General features: G+C 64.1%; 1 pseudogene. It reads left to right on the top strand.

Annotation, left to right across the window (positions count from 1 at the left end):
* Window positions 1-270 (top strand): annotated as a pseudogene (locus G1E_RS29075) (MFS transporter); the annotation flags it as partial.
* Window positions 271-443 lie beyond the last annotated feature (173 nt).

Genomic DNA, 443 nt, shown 5'->3' with positions numbered 1-443 from the left:
GTGGCGGTGCTGATCCTGCCCACCTGCATGGGCGCCGGTGCGTTCTTTGCCCTGATGATGGAGGGGTTCCCCAAGGCGCGGCGCTCTTTCGGCACTTCGGTCAGCTACAGCCTGGGGGTAACCCTGTTTGGGGGGTTCTCACCGTTGGTGGCCACCTGGCTGATCGCTGCGCTGGGTACGCCGTTGGCCCCGGCCTACTTCTTGTTGGCCGGTGGTGCAGTCAGCCTGGTCTGCCTCAACTACTTCCCTGAAAACAAAGGATGCGAGTGACATGGGTACTTTGCAGAGTGATCAGCCGTTGCAACCAACTGCAGCGCTCGATGCGTTTGTCATGCTGCGCCGGCAGATCCACGCCGCGCCGGAGATAGGCGGCGACACCCCGGGAACGGCGGCGCTGGTAGCCGACACACTGCAGCCGCTGGGCTACACGGTGCATCGGCAGG

Source organism: Pseudomonas sp. TJI-51 (assembly GCF_000190455.2).
Lineage (GTDB): Bacteria > Pseudomonadota > Gammaproteobacteria > Pseudomonadales > Pseudomonadaceae > Aquipseudomonas > Aquipseudomonas juntendi.
Note: the sequence above shows the minus strand (reverse complement) of the source record. Positions and strands in the feature narration are given on the sequence as shown.